Below are 17682 nucleotides of genomic sequence, written 5' to 3' on the forward strand. Positions count from 1 at the left end.
CCCCGGCGGGGAGAAGAGTAGGGAAAGCGTGTCAGATGATGACGTGCGAGCCGAGTTCGACTACGCGGTTCGCCGGAAGGCGGAAGTAGTCGGAGGGGTTTGCTGCCGCGTTGGCGAGCGCGATATAGAGCCGGTCCTGCCAGTAAGGCATTCCGGATTTCGCATCCGGCACCAGCTTGCGCCGGCCGAGATAGAAGGAGGTCGTCATGATGTCGAACTTCAGCCCGGTCTTTCTGAGTGCTGCAAGCGCCTGGGAGACGTTCTGCGTTTCCATGAAGCCGAAGAGCAGTTCGACACGCGAGAAGCGCTCGGAAACCTGCTCGACCTTGTAGCGTTCAGAGTTCGCAACGCGCGGCTTGTTGACCGTGCGGATCGTCAAAATGACGTTGCGGTCATGCAGGACGTGGTTGTGCTTTAGATTGTGAAGCAGGGCTGCGGGCGCCGATTCCGGATCGCTGGTGAGGAAAATCGCAGTGCCCGGCACGTGGGCAGGCGAGTGGTCGCTTTTGCGCTCGATGGAACTGACAAAGGAAGGCAGCGGAATATCCGTGTGGCGGGTCTTTTCCATGAGGAGCGCCGTGCCGCGGCGCCAGGTCCACATGACAACAATGAAGGCGGTGGCGATGAGGATTGGAATATAGCCGCCGTCGTGGATTTTGAGCAGGTTGGCTCCGAGGAAAATCAGTTCCAGCACAAGCAGCGGTAACAAAACGATCGTTGCGATCGAAACCGACCAGTTCCAGCGCGTCCGTACGAATTCGAAGGTCATGATTGTGGTGACGACCATCGCGCCGGTGACCGAGATGCCGTAAGCCGTTGCAAGAGCTTCCGACGTCTGGAACGTGATCACCAGGAACATGACGCCCAGGAAGAGCACAGTGTTGACGGTCGGCAGGAAAATCTGCCCGGTATTGGTCTCCGATGTGAAGAGGATCTCCATGCGCGGCAGGAAACCGAGGTTGATCCCCTGGCGCACGAGCGAAAAGGCGCCGGTGATGACCGCCTGGCTGGCGATGATCGTTGCAGCCGTCGCCAGTATGACGGCGAAAGGCAGCGCCCACTTCGGGAACATGAGATAGAAGGGGTCGGACATCGCCTCCGGATTGCCGAGGACGAGTGCGCCCTGGCCGAGATAGTTCAGCGCGAGCGCAGGGAAGACCAGCGCAAACCAGGCCCACTGAATCGGGCGGCGACCAAAATGGCCAAGGTCGGCGTAAAGCGCTTCGGCGCCGGTAACCGTCAGGAAGACCGCACCCAGAACAACGATGCCGAAGAATCCCTCGTCGAGTAGGAAGCTGACGGCATAATACGGATTGAAGGCTGCCAAGATCCCGTAGTCGTCGGAGATATGCGAAATGCCGGCAATCGCCATGACGATGAACCAGAGCGCGGTGATCGGTCCGAAAAAACGGGCCATGACGCCGGTGCCGTGCGATTGGAAAACGAATAGTACGACAAGAATGGCCGCCGAAATCGGCACGATATAGGCCGACAGGCTCGGGGCCATCAGCTTAACGCCTTCCACGGCAGACAGCACTGACAACGCCGGCGTAATCATCGCGTCGCCTAAAAACAGTGCCGCACCCGCCATGCCGAGTGTAAGCAGCAATGCGGTGTGTCCGTTCGCCGTCTTCATCAACAGGGCAAGCAGGGAGAGTGTTCCACCCTCGCCTTCGTTATCGGCGCGCAGCAGCAGCAGGACATATTTGAGGGTGACGATGATCGTCAGTGCCCAGAGCATCAGCGAGATAAGGCTGATGATCTCGAAGCGGGTGATCCCATCGTGCGCGACCGGCTTCAGCGCTTCGCGGAATGCGTAGAGCGGGCTGGTACCGATATCTCCATAGACGACGCCGACGGAGCCGAGCGTAAGATAGAAGAGTTTGCGCGGCGTCACGTGGCGATCGTGTGAATGGCTTTCGTCGGACATAAAGTGACAACAGGCTCCTTAGAGCCAGCCTTTCCATCGGAAAAAGAAGAACGGAATGATGGCGGACATCACCATCAGGCCCAGCGAAGAGGGATAACCCGCGACCCAGTGCAGTTCCGGCATGAATTCGAAATTCATGCCGTAAATGGATGCGACAAGGGTGGGCGGCAAGAAGACGACGGATGCGATCGAGAAGATCTTGATGATCGAGTTCTGCTCGATGTTGATGAGGCCGAGCGAGGCGTCGAGAAGGAAGGTGATGTTTCCGGCGATATAGGACGCATGCTCCGTCAGCGACTGGATATCGCGCGAGACGGTGCGCGACAGTTCCTTCGTCGCCTGGTCCTTCTGAACTGCGGGGATGGTGTAAAAGAAGGTCATGAGGCGTGAGAGCGAGGCGAGGCTCTCGCGCACCTTGCTGACAAGGCGGTGGTGGCCGGCGATATCGCGAAGCTTCTCCTCGAGATAGTTCGAAGGCTTGCGAACCTTTCTGGCGCGGTCGCCGAAAACGTGCGTCGAAAGGATATCGATGCGGGCGACCGAAAGTTCGAGAATTTCCGCAGTCCTGTCGGCGATCGTCTCGAGCAACTTGGCAAGGAGAGCGGCACCGCTGCGCCACTCTTCCGGCACGCGATGAAGGGCGGCGATGAACAGGGCAAAGGATTTCGGATGAGCGTAGCGGATGGTGATCAACCGGTTCCCAACGAGAATGAAGGCAACATCCGTTAGCGTCGGGGCCTCTGTCTCAGCTTTCCAGACCAGCGAAGCCGTCATGTAGACCGCATTATTCTCGGTATAGAGGCGTGCGGACGGCTCGATATCCTTCAAATCGTCGCGGGTCGGAACCTCGATGCCGACGATCTTTTCGACGTAGAGTTCCTCCTCACGGGTTGGCTCAAGCATATCGATCCATACCACATCGTCCGGAAACTCCGCGGCGTGCGATAGGTCACGGATTTCGACCGACTTGCAATTTGAACAATAAGCAGTGATCACCGGGCGTTGCTCCAGCCGCCGGCACGTCCTGCAATGCCTGCGCTTTTCATCGAGAGCCTTTCACTGGAATGGCAGCCGTCACGGCGCCGTACAGGCTAATAGTCTTCGATCTTACCGGACGCGGAATAAGGTTCATACAACTCCAGCTGCATCCGGTCAGACCCCGGCCATGCATTCTGCTCAACCGCATCGCAGTCCACCAATCCTTCGATCGACAAGATAACTCCGAACATGCAGGCTGGCCGAAACTTTTCAAGCAAGGGCGGCCATCATCGAGCATCCGCAGAAACCGCCATCATGGCGACGGCGGGCCATATGACGGAAAGCTGTGAAATAATCAAGTCATCTTAGGTGAACTGGGCAATATCACCACATTTCCCCCACAATTTGGGGCATGCGGCGCGCCGAAACCTATTCGAAAATGATCGCCGGCGCCTGGCGCTGCGGCTGGCCGCCGAGTTGTTCCCAGACCTTCGACGCGATGTCGCGATAGATGCCCGCAACGATGCCGTTCGGTTCGGAGGCGACAAGCGGCGTGCCGGCATCCGAGGTTTCACGAATACTCACCGTGAGCGGAACCTCGCCGAGGAAGGTCACGCCAATGCGCTCGGCCTCCCTGCGCGCGCCGCCATGACCGAAGATGTCGTAGCGGGTGCCAGTATCGGGCGCGATGAAATAGCTCATGTTCTCGACGATACCGAGAACCGGTACCTCCACCTTGCGGAACATATTGAGCCCCTTACGGGCATCGATCAATGCAAGGTCCTGCGGCGTGGAGACGATGACGGCGCCGGCGAGCGGCACCTGCTGGGCCATCGTCAGCTGTGCATCGCCGGTACCGGGCGGCATGTCGACGACAAGCACGTCCAGTTCGCCCCAGGCGACTTCGCGCAGCATTTGCAGCAGCGCCGATTGCACCATCGGGCCGCGCCAAATCATCGCAGTTTCCTCATCGACGAGGAAGCCCATCGACATGACCTTGAGGCCGTAGTTCTCCATCGGATTAATGATGCGGCCGTCGATCTGCGTCGGCCGGCCGGAAATCTTCAAAAGGCGCGGCATGGAGGGACCGTAGATGTCGGCGTCGAGAATGCCGACACGCAGACCGTTCGCCTGCAGGCCGAGCGCGAGATTGACGGCCGTCGTCGACTTGCCGACGCCACCCTTGCCGGAGGCGACCGCGATGATCGACTTGATGCCGGGAACGCCGATCTTGCCGGCGCGCGGCGGCTGTTGCTGTGGCGCGTGGGCATGGCCTTCGTGGCCGTGCACGGCATGGGCAGCAGGACGGGCGGCAGGCGCGGAGGCAGAGGTCGCCTTCTTGTCGGCGGTCAGCGCCACGAGCGCACCCTTGACGCCGGGCAGTTCCTTGATGACGCGTTCGGCCGCGAGACGCAGCGGCTCAAGCTCCTTGGCGCGCTCGGCCGGAACGGTGATCGAGAAATAGACCTTGCCGTCTGAAATGAAGACATCGGAAACCATGCCGAGCTCGACGATATTATGTTCGAGATCGGGACCGCGCACGGTCTTCAGCGTTTCGAGAACTTGTTCCTTGGTGACGTCCGTCATTCCACCCTCACGCATCGTCTTTGAAGAGACGTAGATAGTGGAGGGCTGCGGCTTCGCCAAACAAAATCCGCATCAAGGGCAACGGAAATCGCGCTCTATCGAAATCCGTTGCGGCCATCTGGTCCGCCGGGCTTTCGCCCCGATGGCCGCAACGGTCTGCCCGATACCCGGCGCAATGCAGGTCGAAGTAGAACAATGTCCGGAAATGACCAGAGGAAAAATCACCCCAGACCACGGGGTTGGAGCGACATCACGGGAAAGCCGTTACAAAAAGGCAACAACCGCCGCCGGCACGGATGCGGGAGACATGCATCAACGCTGCCGACGGCGGGTTGCCGATGGCGCCGTTCTTTTTTGGCGCTCTTCCAAAGTCCCCTCTGGACCTCTGCGGAATGAGAAGCAAGGCTCGTGCCAGATGATGATCGGCAAGCACTTCATATGCCGCTTGGCATGGATCGCACCCGGCTGTATGGCGTGATCGGTCAATGCGGGCGACAGCGATGGAATTGCCAAGGATCTTGCGAGAACAGGTGGAGGAGATGCTGGAGGGCCAGCCGCTCGATGGGCTGAAGCGCGCCGCGGCACGCCTTTCCAGCCGCTATCGCCAGGAACTGCGCGACGGCAGTTTCCACATCAGCGATAGCCTTGCAGCCAAGGCTTATCTCGCCGCCAGGCTGCCCGCCACATATGCCGCAATCCGCGCCGCCTATGAAATGATTTCGGAAGCCCGGCCCGATTTCGCCCCTGAGTATTTCGTCGATATCGGAGCCGGTCCAGGCTCGGCACTCTGGGCGGCCACCGACTGCTGGCCGGAAATCAAAAGCGCCGTGATGGTGGAAGCAAGCGATGCGATCCGCAACGTAGGAAGAAGCCTCTCGGAGCGGCTCGACCTTCAAACGGAATGGCTGGATGGCAATCTTATCAAGGCGTTGCCGGAAATTGCGCCCGCCGATCTCGTCACTATCGCCTATGTGCTCGATGAGATAGAGCCGCATCAGATCGACGCGTCGATCGATAAGCTCTGGGCGCTGACGCTCGACACGATCGTCATTATCGAACCCGGAACGCCGGCCGGTTGGGACCGCATCCTCGCCGCGCGTGACCTACTGCTTTCAAAAGGGGCGCATCTGATCGCGCCCTGCCCGCATGCCTCGCACTGTCCTCTCGCGCGGCCAGATTGGTGTCATTTTTCGCGCCGGGTCGCCCGCTCAAGAATGCACCGCTTGGTCAAGGATGCGGACGTGCCGTGGGAGGACGAGAAGTATATTTTCATCGCCGCAAGCCGTTTTGCAGGCGAGGCTCCCCAGGCTCGCATCATCGCACCCCCTCAGGGCTCGGGCGGGGTGATCAGGCTGAAACTCTGTCAAAGCGACGGGACGGCAGGCGAGCGGACCTTCTCCAAACGCGACGGCGCCACCTTCAAATGGGCGCGACGGGCGAATTGGGGCGACGGGCCGGTAAACGACGGAGAGTAGCGAGACGCGGCCCTGCCCATCTTTTGAGCCAAACTGCCAATATTTTCAGCAGGGTTACTTGATGATGCCGATGCGCAGCGCCTTGGCGACCGCCTGCGTCCGGTTGACCGTGTCGAGCTTCTTCGTTGCGCGGTTCAGGTAGTGGTTGACGGTATGTTCCGAGAGGTTGAGGATATCGGCGATTTCCGCACTGGTCTTTCCCGCCGCCGTCCAGTTCAAGCAATCGATTTCGCGGTCCGTCAGCGCATCCGTCATACGCGTATCGAGACTGCGGATTTCGGCAAGCCTGTCGAAGACATGGATCGAGATATAGGAAAGATCGCGCATCTCTTCCGACGCGAAGGGCTCACGATCACCGGCGAACGAGACTGCGCCGCGCATGCCCGATGGCTCGTGCGTCGGGAAAAAGGCGCAGCGCATCATCTTGAAACGCTCGAAAAGCGACACGGCCATCGCCGCTTTCCCGTCATCCCTCCTATGGCCCTTGGTCACGTCGACGAAAAAGGGGATCGACGACGTGCGCAGGCGGCGTATGACGGGACTGCTCACAAGCAGGTTTTCCTGATCATAAAGGGCCAGCAGCTCGGCCGGCCAACTGGTGATCACCGTCGCGCTTTGCAGTTCGAATGACGTGACCGGCGGCAGGTTTAGGACCATGAACGCGCGGCTTCGGCAGGCTTCCGTCAGGCGCTTCATGAAGCGGAAGATATCGAATTGGGTCTTCAGGCCCGCGATTTCCTGAATATATCCATCTGCATCGAAAGATGCCCGTGACAGTGCTGTCATCTGCTTTTTCGTCTTCTCAAGAGCGGCGGCGCCGTTTCAGATCGATGTGTGCCTGCAAGCCAACACGCGCCCGCATGAAATAAAAAACAACCTGGCCGAAATACAATGGCCGAAGGGACTATGCGTTTTAACAAACTGCCGCAGTTGGCGTGATTCGCAGCCAAATCTCAATATCGCACTTATCATAAGCGTGCTCTGCGGGAGCGTCCAGCCGATTGCATCGCCACGTAGACTGCTATCGGCGCGGGCCGAGACGGACGCGCATCGCATCCGCGATGCATTCCGCCGTCTGCTTTAAGGGCGCAGCCCATTCTTCGAGACGCTCAAGGGTCAGCCTGTAAGCCGGACCGGTGATCGAAACGCCGCCCGCAAACTTTCCATCCTCCATCCGGATTGGCGCCGCGACGCAGCGGATACCTTGCTCATGCTCCTCGCGGTCGAAGGCGAAGCCGGCTTTGCGGATTTGCGCTACCTCGCTCAGCAATGCCTCGGCCGAGACCAAGGTCTGCGGAGTGTAGCTATGGAAGGAGAGACTACGCACCAGCGCCTCCAGGGCATCATCCGGCAAAATCGAAAGCGCAACCTTGCCGACGCCGGTGCAATAGACGGGCGAGGCATTGCCGATCTGGGAATACATGCGAACAGACTGCTGGCCTTCGATCTTGTCGAGGTAGATAATCGAGGTTTCGCGCAGGACGCCCAGATGGACCGTCTCACCGCTCATCTGCTGCAGGTGCCTCAGGTGCGGTTCGGCAATCAGCCGGAACTCATTCTTCGCCCAGCTTCGCGACGCCAGATCGAGAAGCCTTAACCCCGGCGCATAGCGGCCGTCTGCGTCGAACTCCAAAAGCCCTTCCTCGACGAGATGGCCGAGCTGGCGGTGCAGCGTGCCGCGAGGCTGGCCGGCGAGCGCGAGAATATCGGTAAAGCGCATGGGATGTTCGGCATGCGTCACGAGCTCGAGCAGCGCCATCGACTTACCCAATGTCCCCGTTTGACTTTCTCTCGATATATCTTTTCGTGGAGCCATTGATCGCCTACCGTCGGCCTTGACACGAATGGCAGCGTAGTCAGATAATTCCACATAGTCAAATTGTGTTCCAAATAATGGAAAATCGGGAGGATACGGTGACGAGCGTAGTCGCGCAGTTTCCGGAATTCAGGGATCGTTGCGTGCTCGTGACAGGCGGTGGCTCCGGTATCGGCGCCGCGATCGTCGAGGGCTTCGCCCGGCAGGGCGCGAAGGTTTCCTTCATCGACATAGCCGAAGCGGAAAGCCGCGAACTTGCCATGCGACTTTCCCGTGATTCGGAGCATCCGGTGCATTTCTTCAAGGCCGATCTTCGCAATATCGGCGCGATCCGGCAGACGGTCGATGCGGTGGTCGCGCAATCAGGGCCGATCACCGTTCTCGTCAACAATGCTGCCTGGGACGACCGGCATGATTTCGATACGGTGACCGAGGAATACTGGGACAACAATCAGGCGACAAACCTCCGCCATGTCTTCTTCACCGCCCAGGCCGTAGCGCCTTCCATGCGTGCGGCAGGTGGCGGCGCGATCATAAACATGTCGTCGATCGCCTTTCTCCTGAACATGCCGGACTTCCCGGCCTATTCCACGGCCAAGGCCGCCGTGATCGGTCTCACCAAGAGCCTTGCGGGCAAGCTTGGCCCCGACAATATCCGCGTCAACTGCATTTTACCGGGCATGATCGTGACCGAGCGGCAGATGAAGCTCTGGCTGACCGAAGACGGCATTGCGCAGACCATCAAACGGCAGTGCCTGAAGAAGGTCCTGCACGGCGACGCGATCGTCGGCCCTTGTCTGTTTCTTGCATCCGACTGCGCGGCCGCGGTGACGGCGCAGTCCTTGATTGTCGACGGAGGTATTTTCTGATGACAGATCCCATTTATGTCGCGGTGGATTGGGGTACGAGCAGTTTCAGGCTCTGGCTGATCGGCAAGGACGGCAGCATTCTCGGCGAACGCCGCAGCGGCGAAGGCATGACGACGGCGGCCAAGACCGGCTTTGCCGATGTCTTGGCGTCGCATCTTGCCGCACTGTCGGTCCCACAGAACGTGCCGGTCATCGCCTGCGGCATGGTCGGGGCCAAGCAGGGCTGGGTCGAGGCGGGCTATATCGATGTTCCCGCGTCGATTTCCTCGATCCTCACCGGCGCGGTTTCCGTTCCGGGCCAAAGCCGGGATATCCGTATCCTCCCCGGCCTTGCCCAGCGCGACAAGACATCGCCCGACGTCATGCGCGGGGAGGAAACGCAGCTGCTTGGCGCACTTGGCCCCGACAGCAGGGGGTTGCAGGCCATTTGCATGCCAGGCACGCACTCGAAATGGGTTCATGTTCAGGACGGCGAAGTGATCGGGTTTTCGACCTTCATGACCGGTGAGCTCTTCGACGCGATCAGCAAGCATACGATCCTCTCGCATGCCGTTGCGAGCGCTGAGGAGGCTCAAGTAGACAGTTCCGCCTTCAAAGCGGCGGTCTCGACCGCTTTCAGGCAGCCCGCCATGGCGTCGAACCTTCTCTTTACCGCCCGCTCGGGCCAACTTCTTCACGGATTGACGGCGGCCGGCGCGCAGGCAAGGATTTCCGGCACGCTGATCGGGCTTGAAATCGCCGGTGCGCTATCCGACGCACCGAACGACACGCCTGTCACGCTCGTCGCGTCGGGCCGCCTCCAAGGCATTTATGAAACGGCCTTCAAGTTCCTGTCTCTAAAGTACACAGTCATCGATGCCGACACGGCCGTGCGCCGAGGGCTTTCGGCCGCCGCCGAAGCTATCTGGCCGAATTGAGGAAATTTTCATGATCAACCGCATTCCCTTCCCCTCCATGAAGCGTCCGCTCATCGCCATTCTCCGCGGCATCAAGCCGGAAGAAACCGAAAGCGTCGTCAGCGCGCTGATCGAGAACGGCCTCACAGCGATCGAAATCCCGCTGAACTCGCCCGAGCCCTTCAAATCCATCGAGATCGCTGCGAAAACGGCGCCGCCGGAATGCCTGATCGGCGCGGGCACCGTATTGACGGTCGATGCTGTCGACAGCCTTCATAATGCCGGCGGCAAGCTGCTCGTCACCCCGAATGTCGAGCCTGACGTCATCATTCGTGCGCGCAGCTACGGTATGGTCTCGATGCCAGGCGTCTTCACGCCGACCGAGGCGCTCGCTGCCGCCCGCGCCGGGGCAACCGGCCTGAAGTTCTTCCCTGCCAGCGTGCTCGGTCCTTCGGGCATCACAGCCATCCGCGCCATTTTGCCGCCCGAACTGGTGATCGCGGCGGTCGGCGGCGTCTCCGACAGAAATTTCGCGGAATACACGAAAGCGGGCATTCTGGCCTTCGGCCTCGGCACCAGCATTTACAAGCCCGGAATGACAGCCGCAGAGGTTGCCGAGCGCGCCAAGGCCACCATTTACGCCTATGACGCAGCCGTAGGAGCGTAGGCATATGACTGAGATTTACGAGTTCGAGGGCAAGACGCTTTGCAATACCAGTTCGGTACTTGGCGAAGGCCCGACCTACGATCCGGATACCGACACCGTCTGGTGGTTCAACATTCTCGGCAAGGAACTGCACGAACTGAACCTCAGCACCGAGGAAAAGAAGGTCCATCCGCTTCCGATGATGGCGAGCGTGCTTGCACGCATCGACGCAAACCGCCAGCTGCTCGCAACCGAAGAAGGATTGTTCGTCCGCGATATTGGCAGCGGCAATCTGACCTTCTATGCCGCATTCGAAAACGACAACCCGGAAAACCGCTCGAACGACGGCCGCACGCACCCATCCGGCGCACTCTGGATCAGCACGATGAGCAAACGGGCGGAGCCCCAGGCAGGCGCGATCTATCACGTCGCCGGTGGCAGGGTGACGAAGATCTTCAGCGGCATCAGCATTCCCAATTCAATCTGCTTTTCGCCCGACGGCACGATCGGCTATTACACGGACACCCGCATCAGCCGTCTCATGCGTGTCATGGTCGATCCACAGACCGGACTTCCGACGGGCGAGCCGATCGTCATGGTCGACAGCATGGATGATCCCGGCGGCATCGACGGTTCCGTCTGCGATTCGGATGGCTATATCTGGAACGCACGCTGGGGTGCAGGTGTCGTCGACCGGTACAGCCCGGACGGCCTGCGCATCGCCCGTTACAAGGTTCCTGCCGCACAACCCTCCTGCCCAGCCTTTATCGGCGTCAATGCGGACCGGCTGGCGGTAACGACCGCCTGGGAAGGACTCGACGACACTGCACGCTCGTCGCAGCCGCAAGCGGGTGCGCTGCTGGAGCTTGGTGTGACGGTAAAAGGCGTTTTCGACCCAGTCTACGTGCTGTGAAAAACGCAACGTCGACGTTTCAAGGAAGCTGACGGCGAATGCCTTCAGTCCATCTTCGTTCCGGCAGGAACACGATTGCGAGCAAACGATTTCGTTATAGATCGCCAACGGCTTGCTCGCCGTTGCGGCAATTGCGTGAGCTTTGAGCCTGTCCGCCATGGAGGCGCATTGACCAGGCTGCTCGATGGACCTTTTCAACTGAGGTCCCGTTATTCGGTCCTCAGGAGGCGATGAATGCCGCGCCGCTCGCGCTGCTCTTGCCCGGATCTTAGGTGCTTCTGAAACCGGCGACATTGGCTGCGGGGCCTCCCGCACCGAAAGCCTCTCGTGAAATATCGAATAAGCGGCCCGCGCTTTGTTGTGGTCGTCAAAACCACACGCATTTCGATAAAATTCCATGAAAATCATCGAACTTTCCGTGTTCGTTCCCGGAACTAAAAGCCTATCCAGTCATTTTCCTTTTTGAACCGGCACGGAAAAAGACGCCAAAGAACAAACCGGCGGCCGCGCTTAAGACCAATCGAGGAACACAAAGGTAGGTTCGAAATGACACGCAAACTTCTGACGACCGTTGCCGCTGGCGCCTTGTTTGCCACGGCTTTCGCGCCGGCGGCGTTCTCGCAGACTGCACCGCAGCCGGCCACCCCCGATGCCACCCAGACGGCTCCGGCCGACCCGGCAGCACCAAAGATGCCTGATGCAACCGCTCCGGCTGGTGACGCCGCCCAGGCTCCGGCTCCGGCTCCGTCGACTGATATGGCCCAGGCAGGCGCATACCTGACGGAACAGGGTGCCGACCAGATCAGCGCCAATTCCTATATTGGCCAGTCTGTCTATACCGGTGAGAACGAAAGCATCGGTGAGGTCAACGACCTGATCATGAAGAAGGATGGCGGCTTGGTTGCTGCGGTCATCGGTGTTGGCGGCTTCATTGGTATCGGTGAGAAGAACGTTGCGGTGCCGATGGACAAGATCACCGTTGCCCAGAACACGCAGGACGGCAGCCTCAAGCTGACGACTTCGGAAACGGCAGAATCTCTGAAGGCCGCTCCGGAATTCAAGACCCTGCAGGCTCTGGCCGCTGAAAAGGCTCCGGCGCCTACGGGCACGATGCCGTCAGACCCGACGGCTACCGGTTCGACCAATAAATAATCCTGCGCAGCGCGTATAGTGCAGGCGGCGGTGCCCCAATCGGGGCGCCGCCGTTTTTCTACGGAGAGATCAAAGGGTATCAATCACCGCTGGAGGTCAACGTCAGGTGCCTGAGCAAAAAAGATCATGGCCGCGCGGGACAGATTGCGACGTCTGACGGCGTGAAATGCCATTGATGCGGCTTGCGCAGGCCTCAGGCCGACACGCGATCGATCGCGGCCGAGTCGTAATAGTTTTCGTGGAGGAAGCGCAATGTCGCGATGCCATCGGCAGGCTTGCCGAAATGGTACCCTTGCCCCATGCCGCAACCGAGCGACCGCAGCTTCACGGCCTCCGAATAATCTTCGATACCCTCGGCAACCACATCGAGATCGAGACCTTCGCACATCGTCAGGATCGCCTTGATGATATGCTCGGAGGCGCGGTCTGAATTGATGCGCGAGACGAAGGCGCGGTCGATCTTCACCTTGTCGAAGATGAAGTCGCGAAGGCGCCCGAGGCTCGATTGACCGGTGCCGAAATCGTCGAGCGAGATGCGCACGCCTGCCTGCCGCAGATCGGAAAGGATGCGGTGGGCAGTATCGGTGGAACTTATGACCGCCGTTTCGGTAATTTCCAATTCCAATCGGTGCGGGTCCAAGCCGACGCGGCCGAGGATGGAGAGCACGTTGCTGCTTGTGCCTGGATCCATGAGCTGGGCGGAGGACAGGTTGAACGACAGGAATAGTTCGCGCGGCCAGGAGAGCGCCACTTCGGCAGCCTTTCTAAGCAAGGTTTCCGACAGCGCGTCGATGAAGCCGCGCTCTTCGGCGAGCGGCACGAAGACGCCCGGCGAAACAAAGCCGAGGTCCGGATCGTTCCAGCGCGCCAGGGCCTCGAAGCCGACCACCTGATTGTTCGACAGAGAGACGATCGGCTGGAAATGCACGTCGATGGCGTCCGAGATGATGGCATTTCGAAGCGCCTGCTCGAGCTGCGTTGCGCGCTTCATCTCCTGCGCGATCTCCCGCGAATAGACGGTAATCTGGCTGCGGCCGCGGCGCTTCGAGCGATAGAGAGCGGTTTCAGCGCTTTTCAAAAGCTCATCGAACTCCGCACCGGCGAAAGGGTAGATGGCAAAGCCGAAGGAGGCGGAAAGCCGCACGTTACGGTCGCCGAGATCATAGGGTGCCGACAGCACCTCGCGGATCATCTGGCCGAACTTTTCAGCGCTTGCGCGCTCGAAGATCAGCGGCAGCACGAAAGCGAATTCGTCGCCGTCGTGGCGGGTCACAAGCGCACCATCCGGAATACATGCTTTCAGGCGGTGCGCGACCTGGCAGAGAATTTCGTCGCCGGCGCCAGAGCCGAAAAGGTCGTTGATCGGCTTGAAGGAATCGAGGTTGGCGATGCCGATGGTGAAGGGAGCTGGATCGTTTGCGCGTTCCATGGAGATCTGACTGACCCTGTCGCGCATGCGATGGCGGTTGCCGAGTCCGGTCAGCGGATCGGTGTAAGCCATGGCCTGAAGCTCATTCTGGCTCACAGGCAAGAAGGGTATGTCCGCCGGCTTCATTATTCAACCTGAGATTTCGTCACTCCTTCCCGCAAGAATGGCGGGCAAGTCTTAACAAACCGATAGTAAACCGGCCCCGTTCGGCTCAGATGCCCCAGATTTGAGGAGTTGACGGCGCTCAGACGCGCGCCCGCATTGGCTCGGCAGCTAGATGCTTCTGGAACAGCGTTTCCAGTATGTCCGGACTGACCGGCTTCATGATGACGTCATCCATACCGGCCTTCGCGCATTCGGCGCGATCCCGCTCGAATGCCTGCGTCAGGACCCCGACGATCGGAGTCTTACGCGGGTGGTTGTCTTCCATCTGACGGATCATGCGCGCCGCCTCAAAACCGTTCAATCCCGGCAGGGAAATGTCCATCAGCACGATTTGCGGCCTGTACTCAGCCCAGAGGCGCACTGCTTCGTCGCCGCTGGCTGCGATCAAGTAGCGGTAACCCAGTCCTTCCAGTATCTGGGAAAAGACAATCTGATTGATGTCATTGTCTTCCGCCACAAGCACCTCCAGGAAATCCATCTCGGAAGAGGTATTGATTTCCCAATCGGCCTCGCCTTCCGGCGCGGTGCGGTTGTTGCGGTTGAAGTGGCGGGCGATCTGGAAGGTGAGCTCGTTGGCAAGCTGGAAACCGTCCATGACCAACGCCGGGATGCCGTATTGTCCGGCAAGTTCCAGGCAGCGCATTCCCATCTGATTGTCGACGATCAGAAGATCCAGCGCGATACCGGACGAGGTTGCGATCTCAAGGAAGCGCTCTTCCTCGTCCTCGCCGCGAACGGAGCAGGCCTCGAAGCCGTATTTCGCGAGCGTGCGGAGCGCGGCGGTTTCAGCAGCGAGGTCGCCGGTGACGACCAGGATCTTGCGGCCGGAGAAATTCTCTGGAACGATCGTTTCCATCGCAGCCGGCGGCCGGCGCTCGTGATCGCCATTCAGGGGAACATAGGCGCGGCGATAGGATTGACTGCTGGAGGTGGTCACAGACGTTGCCTGGTCGAATTCGTCGAGATCGGCGCCGTCGCGCGGCAGATCCTGCATCGTCGATACGATAAAATAGCGTCCCGGCTTGCCGATGCGGTGCTTGCGGCTGACGATGTCGCGCTCTGAACCGTCGCGGGCGACCTGCCGCTGCCGCACGACCGACATCTCGCCGGTTTCCAGAACATGTCGGTCGCTTTCCTCGAAGCGCTTGGCGATTTCGGGAGAGAAGAGATCCCCGCTCTTGCGGCCGAGCACCTCCTCGACAGTCGTCTGGTATTTCTCGCAGAAGGCGATGTTGACGGCGACGTAGGTGAGGTTGCGATCCTTGACGAAGAGCGGGAACGGCAGATTGTCGAGTATATCCTCGGTCAGTTGCACGCGTTCGAGATCGGCGCGCCACTGCTCCTCACGCTTCTTCTCCTCGGAAATATTGGAAATGATCGATACGCAATAGCCGCTCGGCAGACGACGCTTGATCAGACGGATCCACCGGTCGCTGCCATGGCGCTCGACGATTTCGAAGCGCTCGCGCCAATGAGAGGCAATCTTCTGGGACAGCCAATCCTCGCGGCCGAGCGGTATGCCCGGCTGCCTGGCCGTATATTGCTGACGCACGCCGGTGTCGTAGACGGCGCCGAGAAAATCGCGAAGCCGGGTTCCAGGCTTCAGCATCACGGACGAAATCGGGAAAAAATCGAGCACCTGGCGGCTCGCGAAGATCATCTGATCGTTCTTGTCGTAGATGATGAGGGCGGCCGAGAGACCGTCCGAAAAGGCATCGAAGAGCGCAGCCGGCAGGTCGATTTCGGCCGGCATTTCATCGCTCACGGATGATGCGTCCGCCTTTTCGAAGCCGGCACTCATTCCTTCACGTCCCACATCTGTCCGATTTCATAGCACTGTCTGGTTGTGTGCGATCAAAATGCCAGCTTTCTCCTAACGGCGGCTTAACGTTAAGCACCCCAATTCACGGGGAAAACACATGGTCCAACGGCGCAGCGTTTTCGCCCTTCCCTCGGACCCGCGAATCCACGAAAATGGCGCATGGCCATCAGACAACTCTCCGAAACGCTCATCAACCAGATCGCCGCCGGCGAAGTCATCGAACGCCCGGCGAGCGCGGCAAAGGAGCTGATCGAAAATGCACTGGATGCCGGCGCGACCCGTATCGAGATCGCGACGTCCGGCGGCGGCAAAGGCTTACTGCGGGTCAGCGACAACGGCTCCGGCATGGATGCAGCCGACCTGGAACTTGCCGTGAAGCGGCATTGTACCTCGAAGATTTCGACGACGCTCGACGATATCCGCACGCTCGGCTTTCGTGGCGAAGCGCTCCCTTCCATCGGTTCCGTGGCGAAGCTCAGTATTTCCAGCCGCCGCAAGGATAGTGGGGGCGGCACCGAGATTGCCGTCGCGGGCGGCAAGGTCCTGCATCTGCGGCCATCGGCCTCCAATCCGGGCACGATCGTCGAAGTGCGCGATCTCTTTTTCGCAACACCTGCGCGATTAAAGTTCCTGAAGACAGAGAAGGCGGAAGCGGCGGCCATCACGGAAGTCGTCAAGCGCATGGCGATCGCCTTTCCCGGCGTGCGCTTCGTCCTGTCCGGCACCGATCGCAGCACACTTGAATTTCCGGCAACCGGAGAGGATCATTTGGCGCGCATGGCGCAGGTGCTCGGCAAGGAATTCCGCGAGAACGCGATCGAACTCGACGCTGAGCGCGAAGGCATCGCTCTCACCGGTTTTGTGGGCGTACCGACCTTCAACCGCGGCAACTCCGCCCATCAATATGCCTTCGTCAACGGCCGGCCGGTCCAGGACAAGCTGATCCTTTCGGCGATCCGCGGCGCCTATGCCGAGACGATCCCGGCTGGACGCTATCCGGTCGCCGTCTTGTCGCTGTCGCTCGATCCGGCGCTGGTAGATGTCAACGTGCATCCGGCCAAGTCGGACGTGCGCTTCCGCGATCCGGGCCTCGTGCGCGGGCTGATCGTCGGCGCGGTGCGCGAGGCGCTGGCGCGTGACGGAAGCCGGGCGGCAACGACTGGCGCGGAGGGTATGCTGCGCTCCTTCAGGTCGGGTTTCCAGCCGGGCTACCAGCGGCCAGCGCAAGCCGCATGGTCGGCCGAGACCTCCCCATCGCGTCCGTTTCAGACGGCAACCGGCAGATTTGGCGAAAGGCCGCAGGCGTCCTTCGAAGGGCTGAGCATGCCGGCTGCGCGCGCCGAACCGCAGGCGCAGGCATGGCAGCAGCCCCGACCAGCCGAAGAACCGCCGTCGCGTTACCCGCTCGGCGCTGCGCGCGCGCAGATCCACGAGAACTACATCGTCGCGCAGACCGATGACGGGCTTGTCATCGTCGACCAGCACGCCGCACATGAGCGGCTGGTGTTCGAGGCAATGCGAAAGGCGCTGCAATCGAAACAGCTGCCATCACAGGTGCTGTTGATCCCGGAAATCGTCGACCTGACGGAAGAGGATTGCGACCGGCTGATGGTGTATGCCGAAGGCCTCAAAGAGCTTGGGCTTGCAATCGAGCGCTTCGGGCCGGGGGCGATTGCCGTGCGCGAGACGCCGGCCATGCTGGGTGAGGTCGATGCGCAGGGCCTCATCCGCCAGCTTGCCGACGAGATTGCCGAATGGGATACGGCCTCTGGCCTTTCGGCCAAGCTCGAATATGTCGCCGCGACAATGGCCTGCCACGGCTCGGTGCGCTCCGGCCGCAGGCTCCGGCCGGAGGAAATGAATGCGCTGCTTCGGCAGATGGAAGTGACGCCAGGCTCCGGCCAGTGCAACCACGGGCGGCCGACCTATATCGAACTGAAGCTGTCGGATATCGAGCGGCTGTTCGGACGCAGCTGAAAACGCTGGCAATAATGCCTTCGCCGC

General features: G+C 60.3%; 14 protein-coding genes. 7 read left to right on the top strand and 7 right to left on the bottom strand.

Annotated features, from left to right (window positions below; all coding sequences use genetic code 11):
* Positions 1 to 31 precede the first annotated feature (31 nt).
* The 3 genes from BLP23_RS03075 to apbC form a co-directional block, all read right to left on the bottom strand.
* The gene (locus tag BLP23_RS03075; protein WP_092583485.1) at positions 32 to 1930 is read right to left on the bottom strand and encodes a potassium transporter Kup; all 1899 of its coding nucleotides are present in this window, start codon (positions 1928 to 1930) and stop codon (positions 32 to 34) included.
* An 18-nt stretch (positions 1931 to 1948) separates the two neighbouring features.
* A complete protein-coding gene (locus BLP23_RS03080) occupies positions 1949 to 2926 on the bottom strand; it encodes a magnesium transporter CorA family protein (protein WP_092583486.1) in 978 nt (325 codons plus the stop codon).
* Positions 2927 to 3337: 411 nt separating this feature from the next.
* Complete coding sequence (gene apbC / locus BLP23_RS03085; RefSeq protein ID WP_092583487.1) at positions 3338 to 4495, bottom strand: iron-sulfur cluster carrier protein ApbC; 1158 nt, start codon at positions 4493 to 4495, stop codon at positions 3338 to 3340.
* Positions 4496 to 4995: 500 nt separating this feature from the next.
* Between apbC and BLP23_RS03090 the strand changes: the two genes are divergently transcribed.
* A complete protein-coding gene (locus tag BLP23_RS03090) occupies positions 4996 to 5970 on the top strand; it encodes a small ribosomal subunit Rsm22 family protein (protein WP_092583488.1) in 975 nt (324 codons plus the stop codon).
* A gap of 54 nt (positions 5971 to 6024) precedes the next feature.
* Here the strand turns inward: BLP23_RS03090 and BLP23_RS03095 are convergent, their stop codons facing one another.
* Both BLP23_RS03095 and BLP23_RS03100 read right to left on the bottom strand, forming a co-directional pair.
* Positions 6025 to 6756: a helix-turn-helix transcriptional regulator gene (locus BLP23_RS03095; RefSeq protein WP_092583489.1), complete on the bottom strand. Its 732-nt coding sequence runs from the start codon at positions 6754 to 6756 to the stop codon at positions 6025 to 6027.
* A gap of 235 nt (positions 6757 to 6991) precedes the next feature.
* On the bottom strand, positions 6992 to 7786 hold the full coding sequence (locus tag BLP23_RS03100) for an IclR family transcriptional regulator (RefSeq protein ID WP_092583490.1): 795 nt from the start codon (positions 7784 to 7786) through the stop codon (positions 6992 to 6994).
* Positions 7787 to 7884: 98 nt separating this feature from the next.
* Here BLP23_RS03100 and BLP23_RS03105 point away from each other — a divergent pair, with 98 nt between their 5' ends.
* From BLP23_RS03105 to BLP23_RS03125, 5 genes are all read left to right on the top strand, one after another.
* On the top strand, positions 7885 to 8655 hold the full coding sequence (locus tag BLP23_RS03105) for an SDR family NAD(P)-dependent oxidoreductase (RefSeq protein ID WP_092583491.1): 771 nt from the start codon (positions 7885 to 7887) through the stop codon (positions 8653 to 8655).
* On the top strand, positions 8655 to 9572 hold the full coding sequence (locus tag BLP23_RS03110; protein ID WP_092583492.1) for a 2-dehydro-3-deoxygalactonokinase: 918 nt from the start codon (positions 8655 to 8657) through the stop codon (positions 9570 to 9572). Before BLP23_RS03105 ends, BLP23_RS03110 begins: the two co-directional genes overlap by 1 nt.
* 13 nt (positions 9573 to 9585) lie before the next feature.
* Positions 9586 to 10218, top strand: a complete 633-nt coding sequence (locus BLP23_RS03115; protein ID WP_092584249.1) for a 2-dehydro-3-deoxy-6-phosphogalactonate aldolase — start codon at positions 9586 to 9588, stop codon at positions 10216 to 10218.
* A gap of 4 nt (positions 10219 to 10222) precedes the next feature.
* The gene (locus tag BLP23_RS03120; protein WP_022716567.1) at positions 10223 to 11110 is read left to right on the top strand and encodes an SMP-30/gluconolactonase/LRE family protein; all 888 of its coding nucleotides are present in this window, start codon (positions 10223 to 10225) and stop codon (positions 11108 to 11110) included.
* Positions 11111 to 11656: 546 nt separating this feature from the next.
* Positions 11657 to 12262, top strand: a complete 606-nt coding sequence (locus tag BLP23_RS03125) for a PRC-barrel domain-containing protein (protein WP_092583493.1) — start codon at positions 11657 to 11659, stop codon at positions 12260 to 12262.
* A 193-nt stretch (positions 12263 to 12455) separates the two neighbouring features.
* Here BLP23_RS03125 and BLP23_RS03130 read toward each other — a convergent pair whose 3' ends face one another.
* Both BLP23_RS03130 and BLP23_RS03135 read right to left on the bottom strand, forming a co-directional pair.
* Complete coding sequence (locus tag BLP23_RS03130; RefSeq protein ID WP_092583494.1) at positions 12456 to 13820, bottom strand: putative bifunctional diguanylate cyclase/phosphodiesterase; 1365 nt, start codon at positions 13818 to 13820, stop codon at positions 12456 to 12458.
* A 115-nt stretch (positions 13821 to 13935) separates the two neighbouring features.
* Positions 13936 to 15657 (bottom strand): response regulator, encoded by a 1722-nt coding sequence (locus tag BLP23_RS03135; protein WP_092583495.1) that lies wholly within the window; start codon positions 15655 to 15657, stop codon positions 13936 to 13938.
* Between the two features lie 180 nt (positions 15658 to 15837).
* Between BLP23_RS03135 and mutL the strand changes: the two genes are divergently transcribed.
* Entirely contained in the window at positions 15838 to 17655 is a 1818-nt protein-coding gene (mutL, locus tag BLP23_RS03140; protein ID WP_092583496.1) for a DNA mismatch repair endonuclease MutL, read from the top strand.
* The last annotated feature ends 27 nt before the right edge of the window (positions 17656 to 17682 follow it).

The organism is Rhizobium mongolense subsp. loessense, from assembly GCF_900099775.1.
GTDB lineage: Bacteria > Pseudomonadota > Alphaproteobacteria > Rhizobiales > Rhizobiaceae > Rhizobium > Rhizobium loessense.